The 22586-nt window shown below is 67.4% G+C and carries 23 protein-coding genes and 1 riboswitch; of the genes, 10 read left to right on the top strand and 13 right to left on the bottom strand.

The window, feature by feature from the left end; genetic code table 11:
• Window positions 1-81 precede the first annotated feature (81 nt).
• The 3 genes from MF270_RS00915 (at window position 82) to MF270_RS00905 (ending at window position 3205) form a co-directional block, all read left to right on the top strand.
• The gene (locus MF270_RS00915) at window positions 82-1002 is read left to right on the top strand and encodes a manganese-dependent inorganic pyrophosphatase (protein ID WP_238363970.1); all 921 of its coding nucleotides are present in this window, start codon (window positions 82-84) and stop codon (window positions 1000-1002) included.
• A gap of 145 nt (window positions 1003-1147) precedes the next feature.
• Complete coding sequence (gene map, locus MF270_RS00910; RefSeq protein WP_238363969.1) at window positions 1148-1897, top strand: type I methionyl aminopeptidase; 750 nt, start codon at window positions 1148-1150, stop codon at window positions 1895-1897.
• A 48-nt stretch (window positions 1898-1945) separates the two neighbouring features.
• Window positions 1946-3205 carry a SulP family inorganic anion transporter gene (locus MF270_RS00905; RefSeq protein ID WP_238363968.1) on the top strand — a complete coding sequence of 420 codons (1260 nt, stop codon included), beginning with the start codon at window positions 1946-1948 and terminating at the stop codon, window positions 3203-3205.
• Window positions 3206-3274: 69 nt separating this feature from the next.
• On the opposite strand, the gene MF270_RS00900 is transcribed toward MF270_RS00905, so the two are convergent.
• Window positions 3275-3562, bottom strand: a complete 288-nt coding sequence (locus MF270_RS00900) for a hypothetical protein (protein WP_238363967.1) — start codon at window positions 3560-3562, stop codon at window positions 3275-3277.
• Window positions 3563-3935: 373 nt separating this feature from the next.
• Here MF270_RS00900 and MF270_RS00895 point away from each other — a divergent pair, with 373 nt between their 5' ends.
• From MF270_RS00895 to MF270_RS00870, 6 genes are all read left to right on the top strand, one after another.
• Window positions 3936-4808 (top strand): TIGR01459 family HAD-type hydrolase, encoded by an 873-nt coding sequence (locus MF270_RS00895; protein WP_238363966.1) that lies wholly within the window; start codon window positions 3936-3938, stop codon window positions 4806-4808.
• A 108-nt stretch (window positions 4809-4916) separates the two neighbouring features.
• Complete coding sequence (locus MF270_RS00890) at window positions 4917-5360, top strand: MaoC family dehydratase (RefSeq protein WP_238363965.1); 444 nt, start codon at window positions 4917-4919, stop codon at window positions 5358-5360.
• A 203-nt stretch (window positions 5361-5563) separates the two neighbouring features.
• Complete coding sequence (locus MF270_RS00885) at window positions 5564-6502, top strand: bifunctional riboflavin kinase/FAD synthetase (protein WP_238363964.1); 939 nt, start codon at window positions 5564-5566, stop codon at window positions 6500-6502.
• Complete coding sequence (locus MF270_RS00880; RefSeq protein WP_238363963.1) at window positions 6499-6972, top strand: YcgN family cysteine cluster protein; 474 nt, start codon at window positions 6499-6501, stop codon at window positions 6970-6972. The genes MF270_RS00885 and MF270_RS00880 overlap by 4 nt, the downstream gene beginning before the upstream one ends.
• Before the next feature lie 62 nt (window positions 6973-7034).
• Complete coding sequence (locus MF270_RS00875; protein ID WP_238363962.1) at window positions 7035-8078, top strand: threonine aldolase family protein; 1044 nt, start codon at window positions 7035-7037, stop codon at window positions 8076-8078.
• Between the two features lie 133 nt (window positions 8079-8211).
• The gene (locus MF270_RS00870) at window positions 8212-8823 is read left to right on the top strand and encodes a DUF805 domain-containing protein (RefSeq protein WP_238363961.1); all 612 of its coding nucleotides are present in this window, start codon (window positions 8212-8214) and stop codon (window positions 8821-8823) included.
• Between the two features lie 81 nt (window positions 8824-8904).
• Here the strand turns inward: MF270_RS00870 and metK are convergent, their stop codons facing one another.
• From metK to miaB, 7 genes are all read right to left on the bottom strand, one after another.
• Window positions 8905-10086: a methionine adenosyltransferase gene (gene metK / locus MF270_RS00865; RefSeq protein WP_238363960.1), complete on the bottom strand. Its 1182-nt coding sequence runs from the start codon at window positions 10084-10086 to the stop codon at window positions 8905-8907.
• A gap of 5 nt (window positions 10087-10091) precedes the next feature.
• A riboswitch (SAM-SAH riboswitch) is annotated at window positions 10092-10141 on the bottom strand.
• 56 nt (window positions 10142-10197) lie between these two features.
• Window positions 10198-11760, bottom strand: a complete 1563-nt coding sequence (gene lnt, locus MF270_RS00860; RefSeq protein WP_238363959.1) for an apolipoprotein N-acyltransferase — start codon at window positions 11758-11760, stop codon at window positions 10198-10200.
• 4 nt (window positions 11761-11764) lie between these two features.
• Window positions 11765-12652 (bottom strand): hemolysin family protein, encoded by an 888-nt coding sequence (locus MF270_RS00855; protein ID WP_238363958.1) that lies wholly within the window; start codon window positions 12650-12652, stop codon window positions 11765-11767.
• A gap of 78 nt (window positions 12653-12730) precedes the next feature.
• Window positions 12731-13234 carry an rRNA maturation RNase YbeY gene (ybeY, locus tag MF270_RS00850; protein WP_238363957.1) on the bottom strand — a complete coding sequence of 168 codons (504 nt, stop codon included), beginning with the start codon at window positions 13232-13234 and terminating at the stop codon, window positions 12731-12733.
• Window positions 13235-13376: 142 nt separating this feature from the next.
• Window positions 13377-14381: a PhoH family protein gene (locus MF270_RS00845; RefSeq protein WP_238363956.1), complete on the bottom strand. Its 1005-nt coding sequence runs from the start codon at window positions 14379-14381 to the stop codon at window positions 13377-13379.
• Between the two features lie 296 nt (window positions 14382-14677).
• A complete protein-coding gene (locus tag MF270_RS00840) occupies window positions 14678-15016 on the bottom strand; it encodes a hypothetical protein (RefSeq protein ID WP_238363955.1) in 339 nt (112 codons plus the stop codon).
• A 251-nt stretch (window positions 15017-15267) separates the two neighbouring features.
• On the bottom strand, window positions 15268-16575 hold the full coding sequence (miaB, locus tag MF270_RS00835) for a tRNA (N6-isopentenyl adenosine(37)-C2)-methylthiotransferase MiaB (RefSeq protein ID WP_238363954.1): 1308 nt from the start codon (window positions 16573-16575) through the stop codon (window positions 15268-15270).
• Window positions 16576-16696: 121 nt separating this feature from the next.
• On the opposite strand from miaB, the gene MF270_RS00830 reads away from it, so the two are divergent.
• A complete protein-coding gene (locus MF270_RS00830; RefSeq protein ID WP_238363953.1) occupies window positions 16697-17566 on the top strand; it encodes a hypothetical protein in 870 nt (289 codons plus the stop codon).
• 198 nt (window positions 17567-17764) lie between these two features.
• Here MF270_RS00830 and MF270_RS00825 read toward each other — a convergent pair whose 3' ends face one another.
• The 5 genes from MF270_RS00825 to fabB form a co-directional block, all read right to left on the bottom strand.
• Window positions 17765-18229: a DUF2269 family protein gene (locus MF270_RS00825; RefSeq protein ID WP_238363952.1), complete on the bottom strand. Its 465-nt coding sequence runs from the start codon at window positions 18227-18229 to the stop codon at window positions 17765-17767.
• Window positions 18226-19515: an SDR family oxidoreductase gene (locus MF270_RS00820; protein WP_238363951.1), complete on the bottom strand. Its 1290-nt coding sequence runs from the start codon at window positions 19513-19515 to the stop codon at window positions 18226-18228. Before MF270_RS00820 ends, MF270_RS00825 begins: the two co-directional genes overlap by 4 nt.
• A gap of 84 nt (window positions 19516-19599) precedes the next feature.
• Window positions 19600-20277, bottom strand: a complete 678-nt coding sequence (locus tag MF270_RS00815) for an FAD-binding oxidoreductase (RefSeq protein ID WP_238363950.1) — start codon at window positions 20275-20277, stop codon at window positions 19600-19602.
• Between the two features lie 107 nt (window positions 20278-20384).
• Window positions 20385-21176 (bottom strand): enoyl-ACP reductase FabI, encoded by a 792-nt coding sequence (locus tag MF270_RS00810; protein ID WP_238363949.1) that lies wholly within the window; start codon window positions 21174-21176, stop codon window positions 20385-20387.
• Window positions 21177-21183: 7 nt separating this feature from the next.
• The gene (fabB, locus tag MF270_RS00805; RefSeq protein WP_238363948.1) at window positions 21184-22413 is read right to left on the bottom strand and encodes a beta-ketoacyl-ACP synthase I; all 1230 of its coding nucleotides are present in this window, start codon (window positions 22411-22413) and stop codon (window positions 21184-21186) included.
• Between the last annotated feature and the right edge of the window lie 173 nt (window positions 22414-22586).

Here is a 22586-nt window from a genome sequence, read left to right as displayed (position 1 = left end):
AGCATGAGGGGCTGACAAGGCCCCTGAGGCCCGCTAAAAGGCGCGCGAAATGCCCAATTCACCCACGAAGGACAGCTTCCCATGACCATCCAGGTTTTCGGCCACAAATCCCCCGACACCGATTCCACCGGCTCTCCGATCATCTGGGCCTGGTACCTGTCCGAGGTGAAGGGCACCCCCGCCGCCCCGAAGCTCTTGGGCGAGCCCAACACCGAAGCCGCCTTCGTCCTTGAGAAATGGAACCTCGACAAGCCCGAGATCATCTCGGGCGTCGAAGCCGGCGCGCCGGTCGTCATCGTCGACACCAACAACCCCGCCGAGCTGCCCGCCGCGATCAACGACGCCGACATCCAGGCCATCATCGACCACCACAAGCTGGTCGGCGGCCTCGAGACCAAGGGCCCGATCGACATCACCGTGCGCCCGCTGGCCTGCACCGCGACCATCATGTACGACCTGATGGGCGATGCCGCAGCCCAGATGCCCGAGGCGATCAAGGGCGCGGCCCTGTCGTGCATCCTGTCCGACACGCTGGAATTCCGCAGCCCGACCACGACCGAGCATGACCGCAACGTCGCCGAGAAGCTGGCGACGGACCTCGGCATCGACATGGCCGCCTATGCCGCCGAGATGTTCAAGGCCAAGTCGGACGTGTCGGCCTTCTCGGATGCCGAGCTGATCCGCATGGACAGCAAGGAATACGAGGTCGACGGCACCAAGTTCCGCGTGTCCGTGCTGGAAACCACCGCGCCCGAGATCCCGCTGAACCGCAAGGACAGCCTGATGGAGAGCTTCAAGACCGTCGCCGCCGAGGATGGGGTGGACGAGGTGCTGCTGTTCGTCGTCGACATCATCCGCGAAGAGGCCACGCTGCTGGTGCCCAACGACCTGGTCAAGGGCGTCGCGGAAAAGAGCTTTGGCGCGACCGTGTCGGGTGACACCGTCGTCCTGCCGGGCATCATGAGCCGGAAAAAGCAGATCATCCCCAGCCTGAAGGTCTGAGGTTTGCGCATCGCGTGATCGGGCCGCCGGGGGGATCCCTCGGCGGCCTTTTTAGTTCGCGGGTGCGCAGGGACGCCTGCGCGCTGGGGCCGGGACATCTCCGCCCTGCCCTGCTAGGGTGCCGCGCAATCACCAAGAGGTGCACATGACCATCACGCAGGAAGACGAGCTGGACGGGCTCAAGGCCATCGGCCGGATCGTCGCCAACACGATGCAGGCCATGGGCCGCGCGCTCGAGCCCGGCATGACCACGCGCGAGCTTGACGACATCGGCCGGGCGCTGCTTGACCGCGACGGCGCGGTGCCGGCGCCCGAGGCGACCTATGACTTCCCCGGCGCCACCTGTGTCAGCGTGAACGAAGAGATCGCCCATGGCATTCCCGGCCCCCGCGTGATCGCGGCCGGGGACCTCGTGAACATCGACGTCTCGGCCTCGAAGGACGGGTTCTTTGCCGATACCGGCGCCAGTTTCCGCGTGCCGCCCGTGGCGGCCTCGACCGACCGGCTGTGCCGTGACGGGCGCCGCGCCATGCAGGTCGGCATCGCGCAGGTCGGTGCCGGCAAGCCGCTGGCCGGGATCGGCCGGGCCATCGGCCGCTTTGCCTCGGATCGCGGCTACACGCTGATCCGCAACCTGGCCAGCCACGGCGTCGGCCGGTCCCTGCACGAATACCCCGAGGAAATCGCCACCTGGCCCACCACCGGCGACCGGCGGCGCATCGACAAGGGGCTGGTGCTGACGGTCGAGCCCTTCCTGTCGCACGGCGGTCTCTGGGCGCGGGACGGACACGACGGCTGGACGCTCTATGCCGAGCCCGCGGCCCCGGTCGTGCAATACGAACACACCGTGGTCGCGACCGCGCGCGGCGCGGTGGTGGTGACGCTGCCGGGCTGAGATCGGGCTTGCGGGCGCGGGGTTCGCGGGCGTAGCACTTGGGGCATCATGACCCCCAAGCTGCTGACCACGCTGCGCGATTACTCTCTTGCCACTTTCCGCGCCGACCTCTGGGCCGGCGTCACGGTGGCCATGGTCGCCCTGCCGCTGAGCCTGGCCATCGCCATCGCCTCCGGCGCGGGGCCCGAGGCGGGGCTGGTCACGGCCATCGTCGCGGGCTTCCTGATCTCGGCGCTGGGGGGCAGCCGGGTGCAGATCGGCGGCCCCACGGGGGCCTTCATCGTCGTGGTCGCCGGGGTGATCCACGCTCATGGGTTCGACGGGCTGCTGACGGCCAGCTTCATGGCCGGGGTGATCCTTGTCGTGGCGGGCCTCCTGCGCGCGGGCAAGCTGATACGTTTTGTCCCCGAGCCGGTCATCAACGGCTTTACCATCGGCATCGCGGCGATCATCGCGCTGAGCCAACTGCGCGACCTCATGGGGATCACCGCGCCGATGCCCGCCGAAGCGCTGGAAAAGCTCGCCGCCCTGTGGGAGGCGCGTGGTGAGATCGCCCCCTGGCCGCTGGTGATCGGCCTCGCGACGATGGTGCTGATCACGCTCTTCCGCCGCCTCGCCCCGGCCTTTCCCGGGCTGATCGTCGCCGTGGCGTTGACTTCGGGCGCCGTCGCGCTGCTGGGCCTGCCGGTCGAGACGCTGGGCGACCGGTTCGGCACGCTCTCGGCCTCGCTGCCCATGCCGCGCCTGCCCGACCTCTCGCCCGACCGGCTCCGCGAGCTGCTGCCCTCGGCCCTGATCATCGCCTTCCTCGCGGGGATCGAATCGCTGCTCTCGGCCATGGTGGCCGACCGGATGACCGGCTATCGCCACCGATCGGGGGCCGAGCTGCTGGCGCAGGGGGCGGCGAACCTTGCCTCGCCGCTCTTCGGCGGGCTGCCCGCGACCGGGGCCATTGCCCGCACCGCGACCAACATCCGCGCCGGGGGCAAGACGCCGGTGGCCGGGATCGTGCATGCGCTGACCATCCTCGCGGTGATGGCGCTGGCCGCGCCGCTCGCTTCATTGCTGGCGATGCCGGCGCTAGCGGGGCTCTTGCTACTCACCGCCTGGAACATGTCCGAGCCGCAGCATTGGCGAAGCAATTTCATGTCGGGGCCACGGGCCGACCGGGCGCTGTTGGTGCTGACGCTGCTGCTGACCGTGCTGGCCGACCTGACGGTGGCCATAGGCACGGGCGTGGCGCTTGGTCTTGCCCTGCGCCTGCGGGCCACGGGGGCCCCGACGGACTGGACCCCGCCCGACCGCTGAGCCCCGCGCATCGCGGCGACCGCCAGGGCCGCCGCGATGTGACTTGCAAGACGCGAGATGGCGTCAGGTCTAGCCGCCCTTGCCCGCGCTGCCCTTGCCGCCCTGGTTCATCGCGAAACCCTTCGACAGCCCCATGCCTCCGTTCGACTGGCCCTGTCCGGCCTTGTCGCTGACGGTCTGCACCTGGCGGCCTCTCATCTCGTCCTCGCCGGGACGGTCGGCGCTGAAGGCCTGGTTCGCCTCGTGGTACTGCGCGTTGACATCGTCGTCCTCGCCCGCCCAGGGGTTGGCATGATCGGCGTAAGCCATGGCCGAGGCACCGAGAACCAGGGCCGCAGCCAGTGTGAGTGCTTTCATCCGTCTTCTCCTTGATGCGGATATCCGCGCGCTTCCCTGCCTATATACATTCTCAAGATGGAATGTTTAGAGAGTGGTTCGAATGCTTTCCTTTCCCGCGGGGCAGCCCCGCCCTGGGGATGGCGAAACCTCGCCACCCAGCGCGGCCAACAGACGAGGCGCTTCTCGGCTTTTTCCTGCATTTTCAGGATCTTGCATCGCCTCATGCGCGCCAGGCCGCGCGATGCCTCCGGCCGCGCCAAGGCAGGCCACAGGCGCGTGAACAAATCCTGCCCGCCGCGCGTTTGACCGATGTCTGCCCGTCCCGCGTTTCCCGGTGGCCAAGCCGCACGCGCTGCGGCATACCGGACCCGCGCAACCAGAAAGGCCCGCCATGACCCGCATCGTCTCCTCCCTCGCCGAGATCGCCGCCCCCTACGACGCGCTGCTCGTCGACCTCTGGGGCTGCGTGCACAACGGCGTCACGGCTTTCCCCGAGGCAGTCGAGGCGCTGCGGGCCTACAAGGCATCAGGCGGCACGGTCTGCCTGCTGACCAACGCCCCCCGGTCGCGCCACGAGACGGCCAAGCAGCTGGTGACCTTCGGCGTGCCCGAGGATTGCTACGACACGATCACCACCTCGGGCGATGCCGCCCGCGCGGCGATGTTCACCGGGGCCGTGGGCGACAAGGTCTGGTTCATGGGCGCGCCGCAGGACCTGACCTTCTTCGACCCGCTGCATGTCATCGAGGACCCGGTTCAGATCGAACGGGTGGAGCTCGAAGACGCCACCGGCATCGTCTGCACCGGGCCGTTCGATCCGCATGCCGACCCCGAGGCGGTCAAGCCGCAGCTGATGCTGGCCAAGCAGAACGGGCTCAAGCTGATCTGCGCCAACCCCGATATCGTGGTGGACCGCGGCGACAGCCGCGAATGGTGCGCCGGCGCGGTGGCGAAGCTCTATACCGAGATGGGCGGCGAGAGCCTTTACTTCGGCAAGCCGCATCCGCCGATCTACGACCTCGCCCGCCGGCGCCTGTCCGAGATCGGCAAGCTGGCCTCGGACGACCGCATCCTCGCCATCGGCGACGGCATCCTGACCGATATCGCGGGGGCACAGGGCGAGGGCATCGATTCGCTTTTCATCACCGGCGGGCTGGCGCGCGAAGAGACGAAGACCGACACCGACCCGGACGAGGCGGCCCTGCGCGACTGGCTGGCAACCCAGGATTACAGCCCCACCTACAGCATCGGTGCCCTGCGCTGACATCACGCAAGCACGACGAAAGGATATTGCGCAAGGTAATATTCTTTCGTTGACTTTGACCCAAGAGGTCCATTATTTCTTTCGCACCCGCAGCATTCGGAGGGTGAAATGTTGGACAACCTGCCCCGTGGCACGATCTGCATCGAAGATATCGAGATGGGCATGACGCGCCACCTGCGCAAAGTCGTGACCGACGAGGATATCGAGATGTTCGCCCAGGTCTCGACCGATCGGAACCCCGTGCACCTTGACGATGCCTATGCGCAGGACACGATCTTTGAAGGGCGCATCGCCCATGGGATGTTGACCGCGGGCCTCATCTCGGCCGTTATCGGCGAACAGCTGCCCGGCCACGGAACCGTCTACATGGGCCAGACGCTGAAATTCCTCGGCCCGGTGCGCCCCGGCGACATGGTGCTGGCCGAAGTCGAAGTCATCGGAATCGACCACGCAAAGCGCCGCGTGACCCTCGACTGCCGCTGCAAGGTCGACGGCAAGAAGGTCCTGATCGGCGAGGCGGTCGTCCTCGCCCCGTCGCGCAAGTTCGACTGACGGAATGGGGGGCGTTGCCCCCCGCGCGCAGGCGCGCTCCCCCCAAGGTATTTTCGAAACAATGAAGACAGGGGCGCCGATCCGCCCTTCATTGTGCCCGTAAACTCCGGGGGTGAGGCGCGGCACGCGCCGAGGGGGCTGGCCCCCTTCCCTGCCCGTCGGAACCGCTTGCGCCCGGCCACGGGGGGCGGTACCTCAGGCCCATGCGTATCGTCCGTGACTACCAGTTCGTCGAGCCCGAAGACCGGGGCGCCAGCGTCGCCATCGGCAATTTCGATGGCGTGCATCTTGGCCACCAATCGGTGATCGACCTGGCCCGCGCGGCCGGGGAAAAGATCGGCGCGCCGCTGGGGGTGATGACCTTCGAGCCGCATCCGCGCCAGTATTTCGCACCAAAGGCCCCGCCGTTCCGGCTGATGGGCCGGGCGGCGCGGGCCTCGCGGCTGCAGAAGCTGGGGGTGGACCGGCTGTACGAGCTGAATTTCAACGCCGCCCTTGCCGCGCTGACGCCCGAGGAGTTCGCGCGTCGCGTGATCCGCGACGGGCTGGGGCTGCGCCATGTCGTGGTCGGAGCCGATTTCTGTTTCGGCAAGGGGCGGACAGGCACGGCCGCGGACCTCGTGCGGTTCGGCGCCGAGATGGGGTTCGGCGTCACGATCGCGGGGCTCAAGGACATCGGCGGGCTCGAGATCTCCTCGACCGCGATCCGCGAGGCGCTGAGCGACGGCCGCCCGCGCGATGCCGCAGCCCAGCTGGGTCATTGGCACCGGATCGAAGGCATCGTGATCGGCGGAGAGCAGCGCGGCCGCGAGTTGGGCTATCCCACCGCGAACATGGCGCTGGACGGGCTGCACCTGCCCAAGCTCGGCGTCTACGCCGTGCTGGTCGAGGTGCGGGACGGTCCCCACAAGGGCCAGTACCACGGCGCCGCGAGTCTCGGCGTGCGGCCGATGTTCGGCGGCGAGGTTCCGAACCTCGAGACGTTCCTGTTCGATTTCACCGGCGATCTCTACGGTGCCTTGCTGTCGATCGCGCTGGTCGAGTACCTGCGGCCCGAGCTGACATTCGACGGCCTTGACGCGCTGATCGCCCAGATGGATGCCGATTGCGCCGAGGCACGCAGGATCCTGGCCGACACATGAGCGACGATCCCATCGACCGCGCCGGCCTCGCGCCGCGTTTCTGGGAACGCAAGCGGCTGACCCAGATGTCCAAGCCCGAGTGGGAGGCGCTGTGTGACGGCTGCGGCAAGTGCTGTATGAACAAGCTCGAGGACGAGGACACCGGCGAGGTCGCCCTGACCTGTGTCGCCTGCCGGCTGTTCGACGACGAGACCTGCCGCTGCTCGCAATACCCGATCCGCCACCAGTTCGTGCCCGATTGCATCGTCCTCAGCCCGTCCAACATGGCGGAGAACCTGTACTGGATGCCCGAGACCTGCGCCTACAAGCTGCTGTGGCAGGGCAGGCCCCTGCCCGACTGGCACCCGCTGCTGACCGGCACGGCCGAGAGCGTGCACAAGGCCGGCGTGTCGATGTGGCACCGGACCGTGTCGGAATACGAGGTCGCCGACGAGGATTGGGAAGACCACATCATCGACGAGCCGGTCTGAGCCCCCCTTGCAATCCCGCGCGCCGGGGTTCACCAATGACCCGCGACAGGAAGGTTTCCCTGATGTTCTTTGCATCCGACAATTCCGGCCCGGTGCCCAGCCAGATCATGGAGGCCCTGGCCGAGGCCAACACCGGCCACGCCATGGCCTATGGCAACGACGGCTGGATGTCGGACCTGCGCACGCGCCTGCGCGAGGTCTTCGAGGCGCCCGAGGCCGACGTGCAGCTGGTCGCCACCGGTACAGCCGCCAATTCCCTGGCCCTCGCCACCCTGTCCGAGCCCTGGCAGGGCATCTATTGCAGCCCCGTCGCCCATATCTTCGAGGACGAATGCAACGCGCCCGAGTTCTTCACCGCCGGCGCGCGGCTGGTGCCCGTGGGCACGACGGACCGCATCCCAGCCGAGGCGCTGCGCCGCGTCATGGCCGAGACGCAGGAGGGCTTTGTCCACATGCACCAGCGCGGGCCGGTCTCGATCACCCAGGTGACCGAGCAGGGCACCGTCTACACGCTCGAGGAAATCCGCGCGATCTGCGGCGTGGCCAAGTCCTTTGAGCAGCCGGTGCACATGGACGGCGCCCGCTTTGCCAATGCGCTGGTGGCTCTCGATTGCACCCCGGCCGAGATGACCTGGCGCGCGGGCGTGGATGCGCTGTCCTTCGGCGGCACCAAGAACGGCTGCCTCGGGGTCGAGGCGGTGCTTTTCTTCGACCCGAAACACGCTTGGGAATTCGAGCTGCGGCGCAAGCGGTCGGGGCACCTGCTGTCCAAGCACCGCTACCTCTCGGCGCAGCTGCTGGGCTATCTCAAGAACGATCTCTGGCTTGATACGGCGCGGGCGGCCAATGCCGCGGCGGCGCGGCTGGCCGAGGGGCTGCGAAAGCACAACGAGATCGAGATCCTCTATGATGTCGATGCCAACATGATCTTCTTCACCGCGCCGCGCCGGCTGCATGCGCGGCTCAAGCGCGCGGGCGCGGTCTACGGCATCACCGATGGCAGCCCCGTGGACAGTGGCGATCCCGACGCGCGGTTGCGGGCGCGGCTGGTCTGCGACTGGTCGATCGGGTCCGAAGGCGTCGATGCCTTCCTTTCCCTGCTCTGAACCGCGCCACCTGCGAGCGAAACGCCACAAACTTGCACCGCTTCTGCCCTAAGCAGGCCATCCGCCTCTGTGACCTTTCAGGTGACCAAGGGGACTATGGCCGCGTATCGGCCAAGAAGCACGGAGCAGGGATATGGGTCCGATCAAGGCCGTAGAATCAGTCATTTTCAAGAGCTTTCGGTTCAGCGGGCGCGCCTCGCGCTCGGAGTTCTGGTGGTGGTCGCTGGTGCAGGGCCTCGTCTATTGCGCCGCCGTCGCCGCCGACATCTCGACCATGATGCAGTTCGGCTACGCCGAAGGCTACATCGCGCCGGACAGCGTGGGCTTCTGGTCCTTCTGGACACCGATCCTGTCGCTGCTGACCTTCTTTCCGACCCTCGCGGTGACCATCCGCCGGCTGCACGACAGCAACAAATCGGGCTTCTTCTACTTCTTCCTGTTCATCCCGATGATCGGCTGGATCCTTTATCTCGTGTTCATGTGCCTGCCCTCGACGCCGGACGAAAACAACTACGGCCCCTCGCCGCATGGCGGCATGGGCGGCGGTCATGGCGGTGGCCTGGCCGAGAGCGGGCTGCCCAAGGTCGGCGGCGGCGCACGCAAGGCCAAGCACAACCCCTATGCCGGCTATGCCCTGCTCGAGCGCAAGGACGAGACCCTCAGCACCGAGGACCAGGAGCAGCGCAAGGCGGCCGTGCAGGAATACTACCGTTCGCGCGTGCTGGGGCAGCCACAGACCAGCTGACATGCAGGACATGGAGGCGAAAATGCAAAGGGCGCCGCGTGGCGCCCTTTCTCGTTGCCATGTTTCCGCAAAGATCGCGGATCAGAGCGCCTTGGCCAGCGCCTCGGCCAGGTCGACCTTTTCCCAGCTGAAGCCGCCATCCGCATCGGGCTCGCGCCCGAAATGGCCATAGGCCGCGGTGCGCTGGTAGACCGGCTTGTTGAGCGCGAGGTGCGTGCGGATCCCGCGCGGGGTGAGGTCCATGACCTTGGAGATGGCGGCCTCGATCTCGGCCTCGTCCACCTTGCCGGTGTCATGGGTGTTCACGTAGATCGACAGCGGGCGCGCGACGCCGATGGCATAGCTCAGCTGCAACGTGCACTTGTCGGCAAGGCCCGCGGCCACGACGTTCTTGGCGAGGTACCGCGCCGCATAGGCGGCCGAGCGGTCCACCTTGGTCGGATCCTTGCCCGAAAACGCGCCGCCGCCATGCGGGGCCGCGCCGCCGTAGGTGTCGACGATGATCTTGCGCCCGGTGAGGCCGGCATCGCCATCGGGACCGCCGATGACGAACTTGCCCGTCGGGTTCACGTGCCAGACCGTGTTCGGCGTGACCCAGCCCTCGGGCAGCGTCTCGCGGATATAGGGCTCGACCACGGCGCGCACGTCGTCGCTGGTCATGCTTTCATCCAGGTGCTGGGTCGAGAGCACGATCGAGCTGACCTCGACCGGCTGGCCATCGACGTAGCGCACCGACAGCTGCGACTTGGCATCGGGGCCCAGCGTCGGCTCCTGCCCCGATTTGCGCACCTCGGCGAGGCGGCGCAGGATCGCATGGGCGAACTGGATCGGCGCCGGCATCAGCGCGTCGGTCTCGTTGGTGGCATAGCCGAACATGATGCCCTGGTCGCCTGCGCCCTCGTCCTTGTTCTCGGCCGCGTTGACGCCCTGCGCGATATGGGCGGATTGTTCGTGCAGCAGGTTGGTGACCTCGACGGTCTGCCAGTGGAACTTGTCCTGCTCGTAGCCGATGTCGCGGATGCAGTCGCGGGCGATCTGGTCCATGCCTTCCATGTACTCGGCCAGCTTGGCCTGGTCGGAAAGGCCGATTTCGCCGCCGATCACCACGCGGTTGGTGGTCGCGAAGGTTTCACATGCCACGCGCGCCTCCGGCTCTTCGGCCAGCAGGGCATCGAGGACCGCGTCGGAAATCCGGTCGCAGACCTTGTCCGGGTGCCCCTCGGAGACGGATTCCGAGGTGAAAGTGTAATTTTGTCGTGACATGGGGGTGCTCCATTGGGGGTTCGCCCGTCGCGCCAGGAAGCCGTTGCGGCGGGGCTCACCCTGCCTAGACCGCTGGGAATCCGGGGTCAATGGCGCAGACGCGGACAAGTTTCAGGGACGTGCGCGCCTGTGGCCTGTCGCCAACGCCAGCAGGACCAGTGCCGCGAGTAGCGGCAGCGACGCCAGGTCGCCCCAGCGGGCATAGGGCGTCGGCGGGCGGGCGGTGGGCAGCGCCACGTCGAGATGGCCGTCGGTGTTGAGGGCAAGGCTGGCAATGACCTGCCCCCGCGCGTCGATGGCGGCGGAGACGCCCGTGTTTGCGGCACGCAGCAACGGCAGCCCCTGCTCGATCGCGCGCATCCGGGACTGGGCGAGGTGCTGGTAGGGCCCCGAGAAGTTGCCGAACCAGGCATCGTTGGTGAGATGCAGCAGCACCCGGGGGCGGGCCGGCGCGCGCGAGACATCCCGGGGAAAGACCGCCTCGTAGCAGATCAACGGCAGCACGTCCGCGACCGGGCCGGCGTCGATCAGCCGCGGGCCGGGGCCGGCGGTGAAGCCGCCGCCATAAAGATCCGCCATGGCCGACAGGCCGAAGCGGCGCAGGAGGTCCCCGAGGGGCAGGTATTCGCCGAAGGGCACCAGGTGGTGCTTGTCATAGGTGGTGACGGGCGCACCGCCCGCGTCCAGCACCACGACCGAGTTGAGGTAATTGCCGGCCGCGTCCACCCGCGGGGCGCCGGTGACGATGGGCACGCCGCCGGCCATGTCCGCCGCATAGGCCAGCGCCTCTTGGGTCGTGTTCAGAAGGCCCGGGGCGGCGGTTTCGGGCCAGACGATGAGATCGGGGCGCGGGCTTGCGGCCGAGGCCTCGACCAGCCGGTTGAAGAAGACCGGCATGAAGGCCGGGTCCCATTTCTGGTGCTGCGGCGCGTTGGGCTGCACGAGGCGGACGCGCGGGGCATCCGGTGCCGTGGCGGGGGCCGGCGGGACCGGGGTCAGCGTCGCCGCAGCCAGCGCCACGAAACCCGTCGCGGCGGCCATGCGGGCGTGACCCGAGAGCGCAAGGCCCAGCGGGAGCAGGACCAGCGCGAAGGTCAGCGTCGTCAGGCCATAGGCGCCGAAGGTGCTGGCCAGCTGCGCGGCGGGCAGGTCCAGCCAGATCTGGCTGGGCAGATTCCAGGGAAACCCGGTGAAGATATGGCCACGCACCCATTCGGCGCCGCCAAGGCAGAGCGTCAGCGTTGCAAGCGCCGAGAGCGGGGCAAAGGGGGCGCTGCCCCCGTCGCCATGGGCGACTCCCCTGGAGTATTTTTGGAATAATGAAAGGGTGAGGCGGTGCGCCAAGCCAAAGGCCGCGCCCCAGAAGAGCGCGAGGCCAGCGGCGAGGAAGATCAGCGCGAAGGGGGCCATCCAGCCGTGGCGGGCGATGTCGACGAGGAAGGGCTCGACGATCCAGTGCATCGACACGAGGTAGCTCGCGGAGGCGACAGCCCAGCCGTCACGGGCCGCCACGCGCCAGGTCGGGGCCGATGCGAAGAGGAGGCCGGCAATGCCGATCCCGACCAGCGTGAGTGGCCAGAGGCCGAAGGGCGCCATGCCAAGCCCCAGCCCTGCCCCGGCCAGCCCGGCAAGGCCGATCCGCGCGCGGCGGCGTTCCGGCAGGCGCAGGGGCATTGTCTCAGGCGGCTTCGGCCGGCGGGTCCAGCCGCACGCGCAGGCGCTTGATGCGGCGCGGATCGGCATCGACCACCTCGAACTCGGGCCCGTCGGGGTGGGTCACGACCTCTCCGCGCGCCGGGATGCGGCCGGCGAGCATGAAGACGAGGCCGCCGAGAGTATCGATTTCCTCGTCGTCGATGTCGGGGTTGCCGGTCAGGTCCATGCCGATGGCTTTCTCGAAGTCCTCGAGCGGGGTCTTGGCAAGCGCCAGGTATTGCCCCGGTTTCTCGGTCACGAAGAACTTGTCCTCGTCGATGTCGTGTTCGTCCTCGATGTCGCCGATCACCTGTTCGATCAGGTCCTCGATCGTCACCAGCCCGTCCACGCCGCCGTATTCATCGATCACAAGCGCCATGTGCCGGCGTTCGGTCTGCATCTTGGTCAGCAGCACACCGATGGGCATGGAGGGTGGCACGTAGAGCAGCGGCCGCAGCCCGCCGCGCAGGTCGAAGCTGTCGTCATTGCCGTTGAAGCCGTGTTTCAGCGCGAAATCCTTGAGGTGGACCATGCCGACGGGCGTGTCGAGCGTACCGGTATAGGCCGGCAGGCGCGTCAGGCCCGATTCGCGGAACACCTCGACCAGCTCGGCCTTGGTGATCGTGTCGGGCACCGCGATGATGTCCACCTTTGGCACCATCACGTCCTCGACCCGCTTGGTGCGCAGGTTGATCATGCCGTGCGGGCCATTGGCCCGTGCCGGGGCCGTGTCGTCGCGCATGTCCGCGTCGTCCGCGTCACCGTTGCGCTTGGCCTTGAACCAGCGGCCGAGGAAGCCCCCCGCCTGGTCGTCGATCTCGTCAGTGAGCGCGCCCTGCGCTGCACTAGAGGACCCGTCTGTCCCGTCCATCTCTCTCGCTCTGTTCGCCAGATCCGCGGAAATCGCGGACCCTTCGTCTTGTCGGCCGCCGTGATCGCGGCCCATCCGTCAAGTATATGGGTCAGCCAGACCCATTTTGCCAAGTATTTCCACCTCGAGCCGTTCCATCAATGTGGCATCGGCGTCGCGGACGTGATCGTAGCCCAAAAGATGGAGGATTCCGTGAACCACCAGGTGCGTCACGTGGTCCGCCATGGGCTTGCCGGCCTCGGCCGCCTCGCGCGTGCAGGTGTCGAAGCTGATGGCGATGTCACCCAGTTCGAGCGGATCTTCGCCGAAGGGGCCGGGATCGGGCAGGTCAGGCTGGCCGCCGGGGGTCTCGGAGGCAAGCTCTTCGGCCGGCCAGGAGAGCACGTTGGTCGGCGCGGGCTTGCCCCGGAACTCGGCGTTCAGCACCGCGATGCGGGCGTCGTCGCAGGCCAGGATCGCGATCTCATGCGCCTCGGGGTCAAGGGACAGGTGCGCGAGCGTTTCGCGCGCCGCGCGTTCGGCCAGGGCCGGGAGGTCCGCCGTGTCCCAGCGGGGGTCTTCGATCAGAGTGTCGGTCAGCATCGGGCCGTTGCACAAGTGGGGGCCAGCCCCCACACCCCCGGAGTTTAGGGGCAAGATGAAGGGGGATCGGCGCGTCTGGCCGGGGCTGTGCCCTGCCCCGGGCCGGCGCGCAAGGGGAAAGGGCGCGGCGGCGTCCCTTCGCTCAGCTGTCCTTGTCGTAGGCTTCGATGATCTTGGCCACCAGCGGGTGACGCACCACATCCTTCGCGGTGAAATAGTTGAAGCTGATGCCCTTGATGTCGCCCAGCAGCCGCTCGGCGTCATGCAGGCCCGAGGTCACGCCGCGCGGCAGGTCGACCTGGGAGCGGTCGCCGGTGATGACCATGCGCGAGCCCTCGCCGAGGCGGGTCAGGAACATCTTCATCTGCATGGAGGTGGCGTTCTGCGCCTCGTCCAGCACCACGTAGGCGTTCGACAGGGTCCGGCCGCGCATGAAGGCGAGCGGGGCGATCTCGATCCGCTTCTCCTCGATCAGCTTGGCGACCTGCTTGCCGGGCAGGAAATCGTTCAGCGCGTCGTAGAGCGGCTGCATGTAGGGATCGACCTTGTCCTTCATGTCGCCGGGCAGGTAGCCGAGCTTTTCGCCCGCCTCGACTGCGGGGCGGCTGAGCACGATGCGGTCCACGTGGCCCTCGATGAACATCGACACGCCCACGGCCACGGCGAGGTAGGTCTTGCCGGTGCCGGCCGGGCCGATGCCGAAGCCGAGCTCGTTGTTGAAGAGGTTGCGGACATAGGCTTTCTGCGCCTCGGTCCGCGGCTCGACCATCTTCTTGCGGGTCTTGATCTCGACCTGGCCGCCGGGGAACATGTCAAGCTGGTCACCGGCCAGCGCCGGGCCGCTGTCCTCGCCGCCCATGCGCAGCTCGCGGTCGATGTCGGCCAGTTCGACCGTCTTGCCGGCCTCGAGGCGGGAATAGAGGGCACGCAGGATGCCGGCCGCTTCGGTCCGGGCCTCGGGCGTGCCCATCACGTCGATCTGGTTGCCGCGCCGCACGAGCTGAACATCGGTCTTGCGCTCGATCTCGGCCAGGTTGCGGTCGTATTCGCCGCAAAGTTCGACAAGCAATCGGTTGTCGGGAAACTCGAGCCAGGTGTCCTTGGTCTCGGCTGTGGCGGGCGGTGGCGTCAACGTGTCGATGGACACTCAGGTCCTCCTGCTAGGTGTTGTGTCTCGATGGTGCCAAGCCGGGGGCCGTCGCGCAAGTTCCGCGGGGCCCGGTTCACGAAAATGAAACGAAAAAGGCCGCGCCCGGCGGGATGCGGCCCGGAATTGAAGCAGCCCGTTCGTCACCGCCGGGGACCGGCGGATGACCGGCCGGGCGCGGCCGGCGCGGCCCGATCGCCCTGCCCCTGGTGCCGCCCGGCAACGCAAAGGGCCGCCCCGGAATCCGGAACGGCCCTGCGAAGTGCTCATCGGGGCCGCGGCCCCGGCACGCCGGATCAGTTGCTTTTCAGCCGGCGGTTCGAGCTGCGGATCTCGGGCGATTCGTTGTAGATGCGGATCATCTCGGCCTTCATCGCTTCCTTGTCGTGGACGAGGAGGTCGTCGCGGCACACCCGCTCGGCAATCGCATGGGCGTTCGGGTAATCATAGCCGAAATCGATCAGGCTATCGATGAAGTTGGAGTTCGGACGGTCCCAGATCACGTCGTTCCACGGGCCGCGGAAGCAGCTGACGATCATGGTGTTCCCGTCGGCGCGCAGCGTGTATTTCTCTGCGGCGACTTGAGTGGCCAGGCCGCTTGCGAGCAGCGCGGAGGCGATAAGGAGTGCTTTCATTTCAATACCCTTTCAACGGCAGACATATCCCGAAGGGGCAGTGACGTCGGCAGATCTGCCATCCGCACCCTCGACCCGGGTTCCCAAGAGACAAATTACCCTTATGCCGTCCTTGGGTAAAGAAATGCGAATAATTGACCAACATCCCGAAACAATATCCGTCGAACGCGATGCTTTTCGCCGAAGACCGGACAAATCGGGCCCTTGCAGGTTGTGAACCGTTCCCCTTCGGCGCGCGAATCGTTTCCGGATCAGACGAGAACACCCCTGAGCGAGTTCGGCCCGCTCTCGACGATCTTCACGCGGGCGATCTCTCCGATCCGCGCGCCGGCATCGGCGACGTGGACCGCGTGCAGGTAGTCGGACTTGCCGACCAGCTGGCCCGGCATGCGGCCCGCCTTCTCGAAAAGAACCCCGACCTCGCGGCCGACCATGGCATCCTGCAGCGCGCGTTGCTGGCGCGTCAGCAGCGCTTGCAGCCGTTGCAGCCGTTCGTCCGCCTCGGCCTGGTCCACCAGTGGCCGTTCGGCAGCGGGCGTACCGGGACGGGCGGAGTACTTGAACGAGAAGGCCGAGCCGTATTGCACCGCCTCGACCAGGTCGAGCGTCACCTGGAAGTCTTCTTCGGTCTCTTCGGGGAAGCCGACGATGAAATCGCCCGACATGTGCAGGTCGGGTCGGACGGAGCGCAGGCGCTCGATCAGCTTGAGGTACTGGTCGGCCGTATGCTGGCGGTTCATCCGCTTGAGGATGCGGTCGCTGCCCGATTGCACGGGCAGGTGCAGGTAGGGCATGAGCTTGTCGACCTCGCCATGGGCCGCGATCAGCGCGTCGTCCATGTCGTTGGGGTGGCTGGTGGTGAAGCGGATGCGCTCCAGCCCGTCGATCGCCGCCAGCTCGCGGATAAGGCCCGCGAGCCCGCCGTCATGGCCGTGGTAGGCGTTGACGTTCTGTCCCAGCAGCGTGATCTCGCGCACCCCGCGCTCGACCAGGTCGCGCGCCTCGGTCAGCACGCGGGGGGCGGGCCGGCTGACCTCGGCCCCGCGGGTGTAGGGCACGACGCAGAAGGCGCAGAACTTGTCGCAGCCTTCCTGCACCGTCAGGAAAGCGGTCGGGCCACGCCTGGCCTTGGGGCGCGCTTTCAGGTGTTCGAACTTGTCCTCGACCGGGAAATCGGTGTCGAGCGCCTTGGCCCCGCTCCGCGCCTTCGCCTCCAGCTCGGGCAGGCGGTGGTAGCTTTGCGGGCCGACCACCAGGTCGACCAGCGGCTGGCGGCGCATGATCTCTTCGCCCTCGGCCTGGGCGACGCAACCGGCGACACCGATCTTGAGATCGGGCTTTTCCGCCTTCAGCGCCTTATAACGGCCGAGCTCGGAGTAGACCTTTTCCGCCGCCTTTTCCCGGATGTGGCAGGTGTTCAGCAGGATCATGTCCGCCTCGGCCGGGTCCTGCGTCTCGACATAGCCCTGCCCGCCCATGGCCTCGGCCATGCGCTCGCTGTCGTAGACGTTCATCTGGCAGCCGTAGGTCTTGATGAAAAGCTTGCGCGGTTCGGTCATGATCTGGCCCTCTGCCCGGGTGCAGTTCCTGTTCAGGACGCCGGTCTACCCCATCGGGGGGGCCGCTTGCAATGCACCGATTTTTCACCGAATCTGGCCAAGGTCCCGATCAGGAGGCGGTATGCACTACGAAGGGTTGTCGGATTTCCTGTCCAAGGGCAGCGCGGCATTGGCCAAGGGGCCGGTGGCGATGGTCTTTTGCGAGGACGAGGCAGAGATCGACACCACCCTGCGCCACCACCGGCAATCGGGCTTCCGCACGCTGCTGAGCTTCATGCCCGACGACTTCCCGCTGGCGCCGGACCTCAAGGGGGCGGTGCACCGCATCCGCTACGACATGACCCGCGAGGCGGCGCTCGAGACGGCGGTCAACGCGGTGATGGCCGCGGCGCCGGGGGTCTGGATGTATTACTGCTACAACGCGGAGTATCTCTTCTACCCCTTCTGCGAGACCCGCTCGATCGGCGAGATGCTGGCTTTTCACACGGAAGAGCGGCGCGATGCGATGCTGGCCTATGTGGTCGACCTCTACGCCGACGACCTGAACCGATACCCCAACGCGGTGTCGCTGGACGCGGCCTACCTCGACAAGTCGGGCTATTACGCGCTGGCCCGGCCGGACCCGGCGAACCACAACCACCCCAAGGAACGGCAGCTCGATTTCTTCGGCGGGCTGCGCTGGCGGTTCGAGGAACATGTCCCAGCCGAGCGGCGCAAGATCGACCGCATCGCGCTGTTCAAGGCGCGGGCGGGGCTGAAACTGCGGCCCGATCACACCTTCTCGGACGAGGAATACAACACCTATGCCTGCCCCTGGCACAACAACCTGACGGCCGCCATCGCCAGCTTTCGCACCGCCAAGGCGCTCAAGCGCAACCCGGGGTCGACCTTCGACATCCGGTCCTTCCGCTGGCACAATTCGACGCCCTTCGAATGGCATTCGCGGCAGCTGCTGGATCTCGGGCTGATGGAACCGGGCCAGTGGTTCTGACCCCGGTCAGCGGCACTTGACAGAAAATCCGCCGGGGCCGACCTGAAGGCCGCCCCCGACAGATGCCTCCGGCAGAGGTATTTGGAAAACAATGAAGCTGGCGTGACGCGCCCTTGGCTTCATTGTTTCAAAAATACCTCGGGGGTGCGGGGGCAGCGCCCCCGCGCGGGTCGGATCGCCTTGGCGATCCGAAACCGCTCAGAACACGGGGCGGGTCAGCATGAGCCAGAGGATGGCCATGACCGAAAAGAAGGCCGGGACCCCGAAGGCGAACCACAGGCGATAGAGCCGGTGATAGGCGGCGGGCAGCGGCTGGCCGGTGTCGCGGGCTGCGCGCGCGAGGTCTCGCATGCGCAGCTGCATCCAGACCACCGGCAGCCAGAAGGCGCCGACCACCACATAAAGCGCAAGCGACAGCAGCAGCCAGGGCTCGGACAGGGGCCAGCCCAGCGCGCAGGCCAGCAGGATGCCGGTGACCGGCTGCGCCAGGGCCGCCGTTGCGGTGAAGACCGTGTCGGCCTGCACGACGATCCCCGCCACGTGGGCGATAAGCGCCGGGTCGCGGCTACGGTGGGACATGACCATGAAGAAGGCGATCCCCGCCCCCGTGCCGAAGAGCACCGTCGCGCCGATCACGTGGAGGTAGCGCAGGAGCTCGATCATCGGTCCTCCGCCAGCGCGGCGACCCAGAGCGCGAGGACCACCCCCGGCAGCACCTTGAGGAAGGGGCCGAGCGGGTCGGCCCAGATATCGGGTGTCACCATCGTTCCAGCCCCGAGGTAGCCGAGCGACAGCGCCACCATGCCCAGCGCCGCCGGGCGCAGCCAGGACCGCCAGAGGATCGCGAGACCGAGGGCGATGTCGGCCAGGGCGCCGCCGATCACCGGGACCGGCGCGAGCGCCGGAGAGACGCCGCGCGTGGCCAGCACCTCGGTTGCCGCGCGCCAGTGCCACAGGCCGACGAGGCCAGAGACGAGCCAGAATAGCGACAGGACCGCGATGGCGAGGGGAAACAGGACGTAGCTGCGGGCGAACCAGCGCTCCTGCACGTTGGACGGCAGGGCGGCGAGCGTGTCGTCCAGGCTGCGGCAGGGCGGGCCTCCGGCCGCCGCCCAAGGGCCCGGATCGCCGGTGATGCCGGCGCGCATCGCCGCGACGGCATTGCTGCGCAGGGGGGACCGCCAGCCAAGTCGGCCCAGCGCATCCGCGCAGACCCCAACACATGTCAGCATCCAACCAGGAACGGGCAGCGCCAGCCGCGCGGGCGGCAGGCCAAGCCAGGCGCGGAAGCGCGCGACCACGGCGGGCATGTCCTGCGATCCGGGTTCGGTCAGGTCCGCGAGGGTGCCGCCGGGCACCCTGCCCCGCGCTGCCAGAACTACCGCCTGCGCCACGTCTTCGAGCGCGACGCATTGCACCGGCACGCCGGGCAGGAACCGCAGTGCGACCGGCAGCGCCGCCGCCGCGCGGACCAGCGCCGTGCCGCCATAGGCCGCGCGGCCGATCACCAGGGTCGGGCGCAGGATCACCCAGTCGAGCGCGCTGTCCATAATCGCCGCGTCGCCCCGGGCCTTGGTGCGGAAAAAGGCCGTGGGGGCGTCCTCCGTCACCCCGGCCGCCGAGATCTGCACGAGCCGGGTGCGCGAGCCGTCCAGCGCCGCCACCAGTCGTTGCACGGCGCTATCATGGATCGCCGACAGGTCGTCGCGTCCGGCGTCCTGCAAGGCGCCCGAGGCGTTCACCACCACGTCCGCCCCCGCCACCAGTGCCGACCAGCCCGCAGCCTCCAGCGAGGCCAGGTCATGGATACGCCAGTCTGCGTCGGGCATCACCCGCCGGGCTGCCGCCGCGTCACGGCCCACGGCCACCACGTCGAACCCGTCGGCCTCCAGCTCCCGCAGGCAGGCCGCGCCGATCAGCCCGTATGCGCCGAGTACAACCGCCTTCATCCGCGCCTCCTTTCCCGGCACCGTGACACAAAAAGGGCCGGAGGCAATCGCCCCCGGCCCGTTTGCGTCCTTGTGGCGCGCGGCTCAGTCGAAATCTTCGGTGACGATCCGCTTCTCGTCGACGCCCAGTTCCTTCAGCGCGTCCGAAATCGCCTCGATCATCTTGTCCGGTCCGCAAATGTAGTAGTGGCCGTGCTCCGGCTCGATCACGCGGGACAGGAAGTCCTTGTCGATCATCCGGTGCAGCACGCCATTGGCCTTGTCGTCATCGGTCACGGTGAACAGCGTCCTGAGGCCCGGCATCTGCTCGAACTCCTGCCGCAGGATGATGTCCTCCTCGGTCTCGTTCGAGAAGATCAGCGTGCAGCCCTCGAGCGTGCCCTTGTCCGTCAGTCGCTTGCGCAGGATGGCGATGAAGGGCGTGACACCCGCGCCGCCGGCGATGAAATAGCCCGGCCCTTCGTCGCTGATGGCGCCCCAGGGGGCGTCGATCAGCACCTTGTCGCCCGGCTTCATCTGGCCGATCTGCTCGGTCACGCCGTCATGCTCGGGGTAGGACTTGATGGTGAATTCCAGCTCGGTGTCGACCGGCAGGCTGGTGAAGGTAAAAGGACGCTTCTCATCGCGCCAGCCGTCCTTGTCGAGCGCCAGGTCGACGGCCTGGCCGGGCTCGAAATCGAAGCCCTCGGGCTTGTCGAACACCAGTCGGTGCACATCTGGCGTTACGGCTTCGATCTGTCGCAGGGTAAGCGCGTATGTCATCGTCGTCTCCTTCCAATCTGTTCAGAAAGATAACGATTTGGGCCGGCGCGAAGTTCCCCGCGCCGGTTTCCGACATGGTCGTGCACGCTGAAACCGCGGCGTGGGTCCTAGAGGTTCTCGGCCTGCGGCATGCCGAGGACGTGGAAGCCGCCGTCGACGTGGATGATCTCTCCGGTCGTGCAGGCGCCCGCGTCCGAGGCCAAGTAGACCGCCGTGCCGCCCACCGCCTCGAGCGTCGCGTTGGCGCGCAGCGGGGCGTTCATGTCGGTGTGCTTGTAGGTCTTGCGCGCGCCGCCGATGGCTGCGCCCGCCAGCGTCTTCATCGGGCCGGGGCTGATCGCGTTGACGCGGATGCCGTCGGGACCGAGGTCATTGGCGAGGTAGCGCGTGCAGCTTTCCAGCGCCGCCTTGGCCACGCCCATCACGTTGTAATTCGGCACGACCTTGTTGGACCCCTGGTAGGTCAGGGTCAGCAGCGTGCCGCCGCCTTCCTTCATCAGCGGATAGGCGCGGCGCGCCACCTCGATGAAGGAATAGGCCGAGATGTCCATGGAATGCTTGAAGTTGGCACGGCTGGTGTTGATGAACCGGCCGGTCAGCTCGGACTTGTCCGAGAAGGCGATGGCATGGACGAGGAAGTCGATGGTCGGCCAGCGGTCGGCCAGCGCGGCAAAGCCTGCGTCCAGCGCCGCGTCGTCGGTCACGTCCATGTCGACCATGAAATCCGAGCCGACGCTTTGCGCCAGCGGCTCCAGCCGCTTGCCGAAGGCCTCGCCCTGGTAGCTGAACGCCAGCTCGGCGCCCGCCGCGGCCATGGCCTTGGCAATCCCCCACGCGATGGAGCGGTCGTTCGCCACCCCCATGATCAGGCCGCGCTTGCCCGCCAGCTGTCCCGTCATTTTCGTATTATCCGTTGTATTTTGAAAGAAGCATGGACCCGTTGGTCCCGCCGAAGCCGAATGAATTGGTCATGACCGTGTCGAGGCCCGCGTTCTCGACGAGGCTCAGGGCGATCTCGCCCTCGTTGATCGCCGGGTCGAGCGTCTCGACGTTGATCGACGGCGCGATGAAATCCTGGTCGAGCATCAGCAGGCAGAAAATCGCCTCAAGCGCGCCGGCCGCGCCCTGCGCGTGGCCGGTCATCGACTTGGTCGAGCTGATCGGCGGCGTGCTGCCAGTGCCGAAGACGCGGCGCACCGCCTCGACCTCGCCCACGTCGCCGACCGGGGTCGAGGTGCCGTGCGCGTTGATGTAACCGACGGTGCGGCCTTCGGGCAGCGTGTCCAGCGCCAGTCGCATGGCCCGCTCGCCGCCCTCGCCCGACGGGGCCACCATGTCGTGCCCGTCCGAGGTCGCGGCATAGCCCGTCACCTCGGCGTAGATCTTGGCGCCCCGCGCCAGCGCATGGTCTAGGTCTTCCAGCACCACGATGCCGCCGCCGCCCGAGATCACGAACCCGTCCCGACCCGCGTCGAAGGCGCGGCTCGCCGTTTCCGGCGTGTCGTTGTACTTGGAGCTCATCGCGCCCATGGCGTCGAAGAGGCACGACAGCGTCCAGTCCAGTTCCTCGCCACCGCCGGCGAACATGACGTCCTGCTTGCCCAGCATGATCTGTTCGGCCGCGTTGCCGATGCAATGCAAGCTTGTCGAGCAGGCCGAGGTGATCGAGTAGTTGATCCCCTTGATCTTGTAGGCGGTCGCGAGGTTGGCGCTGATCGTCGAGGACATGCATTTCGGCACGGCAAAGGGCCCGATCCGCTTGGTCGCGCCGCTGCTCAGCACGGTCTGGTGCGCGGTGAACATGGCGCTGGTCGAGGGCCCTCCGGACCCCGCCACCAGCCCGGTGCGCGGGTTGACGATGTCATCCTCGGTCAGCCCGGCATCGGCGATAGCCTGGCCCATGGCGATATGCGCATAGGCCGCCCCCGGCCCCATGAAGCGCAGCGTGCGCTTGTCTACATGTTCGGAGACGTCGATCTTGAGATCCCCGGCGATCCGGCTGCGAAAGCCGTGCTCGGCCATGGATTCGCTTGCGCGGATGCCCGACCGGCCGGCCTTGAGGGAGGCCGTGACCTCTTCGGCATTGTTCCCGATGGACGAGACGATCCCCAGCCCTGTGACGACGACGCGGCGCATGAAGCCTCCCTTGGTTTGGCTGGGCTCTATCTAGGGCATTGGCGGGGGGAGGTGCAAGGATGGTGGCAGAGCGATCGATCGTTGACACCACACTGATGTCCTGCCTGAAGTCGAACGCAAAGCTCTTGGCGTCACTCAAATACACTTAGGATTTTTTATGCTGAACTCCAACC

Origin of the sequence: Mesobacterium pallidum, from assembly GCF_019966535.1 — a bacterium.
GTDB classification, from domain to species: Bacteria; Pseudomonadota; Alphaproteobacteria; order Rhodobacterales; family Rhodobacteraceae; genus Mesobacterium; species Mesobacterium pallidum.
The sequence above is the reverse complement of the archived record's forward strand: the minus strand, read 5'-3'. Positions and strand labels throughout refer to the sequence as shown.